Consider the following 3,334-nt stretch of genomic DNA (forward strand, 5'->3'; position numbering starts at 1 on the left):
ACGACGACCTCGGGGGTCAGCAGGTAGGAGGGCACGACCTTCTTGCCGTTGTCGTAGGTCTTCTCGTCGTTGACCTCGACGGTCTTGCCGTCCTTGATCTCCTGGATCATCGTGAACACGCGGTCACCGAGGGCGCGGGTGTCCTTCCAGACGGTCATCGCCTGAGCGCCGTCGAGGATCGCCTTGACGTTGGCCTTGTCGGCATCCTGGCCCGTGATGATCGGGTAGTCGGCGCCCGGGGTGTACCCGGCCGACTTCAGCGACGCCTCGATACCGATGGCGAGGCTGTCGTTGGGCGAGAGCACCACGTTGACCTTCTTGCCGTCGCCGTAGAACGACGAGAGGCGGTTGTCCATCTCGGCCTGCGCCTTGTCGGACGCCCAGCCCTGGATGCCGATCGACGCCCACGCGTCGTCGTTGGCCGGCGACTTGCCGCTGGGAACGACCAGCTGGCCCTTGTCGACGTACGGCTTCAGCACGTCCCACGCACCGGCGAAGAAGAACTTCGCGTTGTTGTCGTCGGGGCTGCCGGCGAAGGGCTCGAGGTTGAACGGACCCTTGCCGTCCTTGAGGCCGAGCTGCTCCTCGATGAACTGACCCTGGAGGGTGCCGACCTTGTAGTTGTCGAACGTGGCGTAGTAGTCGACGTTCTCGCTGCCGTTGATGAGGCGGTCGTAGGCGATGACCGTGGCGTTCTGCGCCTTGGCCTCCTGCAGCACCGGTCCCAGGGTCGATCCGTCGATCGCGGCGATCACGAGGATCTTCGCTCCGCCCGAGATCTGGTTCTGGATCTGGCTGATCTGCTGGTCGGTCTTGTTGTCGGCGTACTGCAGGTCGACGGTGCAACCGGCGTCGGTGAGCTTCTTCTGGAGCTGCTCGCCGTCGTTGATCCAGCGCTCGAGGCTTCGGGTCGGCATCGCGATACCGACGTTGCACTCGGTGCCGCCGCCGGAGGCGTCGCCGCCGCCGGAGGTCGCGCGCTCCGAGCTGCACGCTCCGAGACCGACGGCGAGTGCGGCGATGGCCGCACCGGTCAGGATTTTCTTCAGCATGTGATCTGCGTTCCTCTCTGAACTGCAGGGACCCCCATGGTCGTACCCGTGCCCTCCCCGGCACAGATCGGGTACGCCTTCGTCCCGGCTCTCTGGTTGCCGTCGCAATTATGACGGCTCCGAAAAATTATCTAGCCGCGGGGGTTTTGTCTATAGCCACGTCAAAATTCACCCCGGCCGTGATCAGACCGTGATCAACGCTCGTCGCGGTCCATCCCGGACCACAGGTCACCGCACTCCACGAGTTCTGCATTCTGCGCGATCAGGTACGGCCGGGCCCCGATGTCTCCGCTCACCGCGGCGCTTGGGGTTGATCGTGCGAGGCCGCGTTCTCAGACAATGCCCCGCGATCATCGCGCCCGCCACATGGAGACAGACCATGACGAACATGACTCGGGTGAACTTCAGGCGCTCGATCTAGGGCCGCCAGATGATCTCACTGGCGAGTTTCACGGCCCTCAGGAGGCCTGAGTCCGCGTCCTCGCCACGATCAGTGAAGGCGCGGACTCCCCGCAGGCCACGAGCCGCGCCGCCGCCCCAAAGGATAGGAGCTCGCAATGAACCTAAGCCGGTTCTATCCGACGAGATTTCGTCGCATGTTCGTCATCGGCGCGCTGATGGCCGCCACACTGATCACCATTCAGGCGCCGGCCGTGGCGCAAGCGAGCGATTGCCGATGGATCTTTTGCGGAACGGTGAAGAACGCAAGCACTTCGCAGTTCTCCGTCTTGGTGGGATCCAACTGGAGCAACTCAGCGGGCCGCCCTACCGGAGTCACTTCCTCTTTGCGTCCCGGGCAGACTTCACGGGACGCCATGAAGGACGCAGATGGGTATTTGCTCGTCAAGGGAGTTTGCGCGTGGTTCTATGGGGCTGGCGGCACGACCCAAGCCAAGAACTACCTCAAAGGAGACGGCGCCTGGCACAAAATCGGCGACGACTTCGCGTTCACCCTCAATACGTACAGGTGCTGAAGAACCATGAGAGACAAACTGCTCGTAACCGCACTTCTCGGGTTGTCGTTCGTCGTGGGCGTGCTGGTCAGCCTCACGGTGCCGTTCATCGCCCTCTCCGCGGTCGGAGCCGACGCGCCGTCGTTTACTCCTTATTTGGCAGCCACGTTGGTCGCCTTGGTGGCGATCGGACACGGCTACGTCGCCTTCCGGGTTTACCGCGCAAGACTCGCTTAGCGCACCGTTTCCGAGCTCGTTGTCGGCCCTCCAACTCGTGGTCCGCTTAGTTGCGACGGGGTTTTGCGCCTTGTCGTCAGCAGCCCGCTCGCTGCCTTGAATTTGTCTGTCCCGAGCGGTGCCCCCGCTCTCTCCCGCCACGTCAAAATTCACCCCGGCCGTGATCAGACCGTAATCAACGCTCGTCGCGGTCCATCCCGGACCACAGGTCACCGCACTCCACGAGCTCCGCGTTCTGGGCGATCAGGTACGGCCGGGCCCCGATGTCGCCGCTCACCGCGGCGCTCACCGCGTCCCAATGCGCGCGTCCGATCAGCACGGGGTGTCCGGGTGAGCCATCGTAGACCGCCTGCGCGAGCGCGTCGGGCTCTGCGCGACGGACGAGGCGTGCGATCGCCGCGGGGCTGGCATCCGGAGTGTCGACCGGCATGACGACCGCGGCCGGAGAGGTCCCGGATGCCGCGGACGCAAGGCTCGCGCGAAGGGATGCCGAGACGCCCGACGCCCAGTCGGGAACGGGCACGATCGTGACATCGGACGGGACGAGCGGGGCGGCCTCGCCGACCGACGCCCCGAGTGCGACGAGGATCTCGCCGCACCCGCCCGCGCGCAGAGCGCGGACCGCAAGGGCCACCCACGGCGTGCCCGCGGGGGTGCGCGCGAGTGCCTTGGGGCCGCCGAAACGGCGCCCCGCGCCCGCCGCCAGGACCACTCCGCACGGCGGTTCGAGGGCGGCGGCGGGCATGGTCACGACAGCGTAGCGTGCACGAAACACGCCCCGAGTACGGTCGCGTCCATGCTCGATCTGGCCGCCGACCTGCTGCCGCTGCTCGACGCGGGAGTGCCCGTCGCCGCGGTCACGGTCACCGCGGTCGTGCGCAGCGCTCCGCGCGGAGTGGGCGCCACGCTCGCCGTCACGCGGGACGCGCGGGTGATCGGGTCGATCTCAGGCGGCTGCGTCGAGAACGACGCCGTGATGCTCGGCCTCGACGCGCTGCGCACGGGAGAGGTGCGTCGCGCACGCTTCGGGTTCTCGGACGACGGCGTCGTCACGCCCATCGCCGCGGGGCTCGCGTGCGGCGGGGCCGTCGA

At 66.5% G+C, this 3,334-nt stretch carries 5 protein-coding genes; 3 read left to right on the plus strand and 2 right to left on the minus strand.

The annotated features are described in order from the left end of the window. Window positions 1–1,052, minus strand: a 1,052-nt coding sequence (chvE, locus tag P2P98_RS00640; protein ID WP_275796203.1) for a multiple monosaccharide ABC transporter substrate-binding protein, incomplete at its 3' end; no start/stop codon positions are given. A 596-nt stretch (window positions 1,053–1,648) separates the two neighbouring features. Between chvE and P2P98_RS00645 the strand changes: the two genes are divergently transcribed. Together P2P98_RS00645 and P2P98_RS00650 are read left to right on the plus strand one after the other, a co-directional pair. Beyond that, window positions 1,649–2,026: a hypothetical protein gene (locus P2P98_RS00645; RefSeq protein WP_275796205.1), complete on the plus strand. Its 378-nt coding sequence runs from the start codon at window positions 1,649–1,651 to the stop codon at window positions 2,024–2,026. A gap of 6 nt (window positions 2,027–2,032) precedes the next feature. Further along, window positions 2,033–2,242, plus strand: a complete 210-nt coding sequence (locus P2P98_RS00650; RefSeq protein WP_275796207.1) for a hypothetical protein — start codon at window positions 2,033–2,035, stop codon at window positions 2,240–2,242. Between the two features lie 175 nt (window positions 2,243–2,417). Here the strand turns inward: P2P98_RS00650 and P2P98_RS00655 are convergent, their stop codons facing one another. Next, window positions 2,418–2,987: a nucleotidyltransferase family protein gene (locus P2P98_RS00655; RefSeq protein ID WP_275796211.1), complete on the minus strand. Its 570-nt coding sequence runs from the start codon at window positions 2,985–2,987 to the stop codon at window positions 2,418–2,420. A 51-nt stretch (window positions 2,988–3,038) separates the two neighbouring features. Between P2P98_RS00655 and P2P98_RS00660 the strand changes: the two genes are divergently transcribed. After that, window positions 3,039–3,334 (plus strand): XdhC family protein (locus tag P2P98_RS00660; protein ID WP_275796209.1); only part of this gene is annotated, 296 nt, incomplete at its 3' end.

This window comes from Microbacterium sp. Kw_RZR3 (genome assembly GCF_029222405.1).
Classification (GTDB): Bacteria; Actinomycetota; Actinomycetes; order Actinomycetales; family Microbacteriaceae; genus Microbacterium.

Coding starts and splice junctions, on each gene's coding strand:
- P2P98_RS00650 (WP_275796207.1), top strand. CDS start 2,033: ATGAGAGACAAACTGCTCGTAACCGCACTTCTCGGGTTGTCGTTCGTC.
- P2P98_RS00645 (WP_275796205.1), top strand. CDS start 1,649: ATGTTCGTCATCGGCGCGCTGATGGCCGCCACACTGATCACCATTCAG.
- P2P98_RS00655 (WP_275796211.1), bottom strand. CDS start 2,987: ATGCCCGCCGCCGCCCTCGAACCGCCGTGCGGAGTGGTCCTGGCGGCG.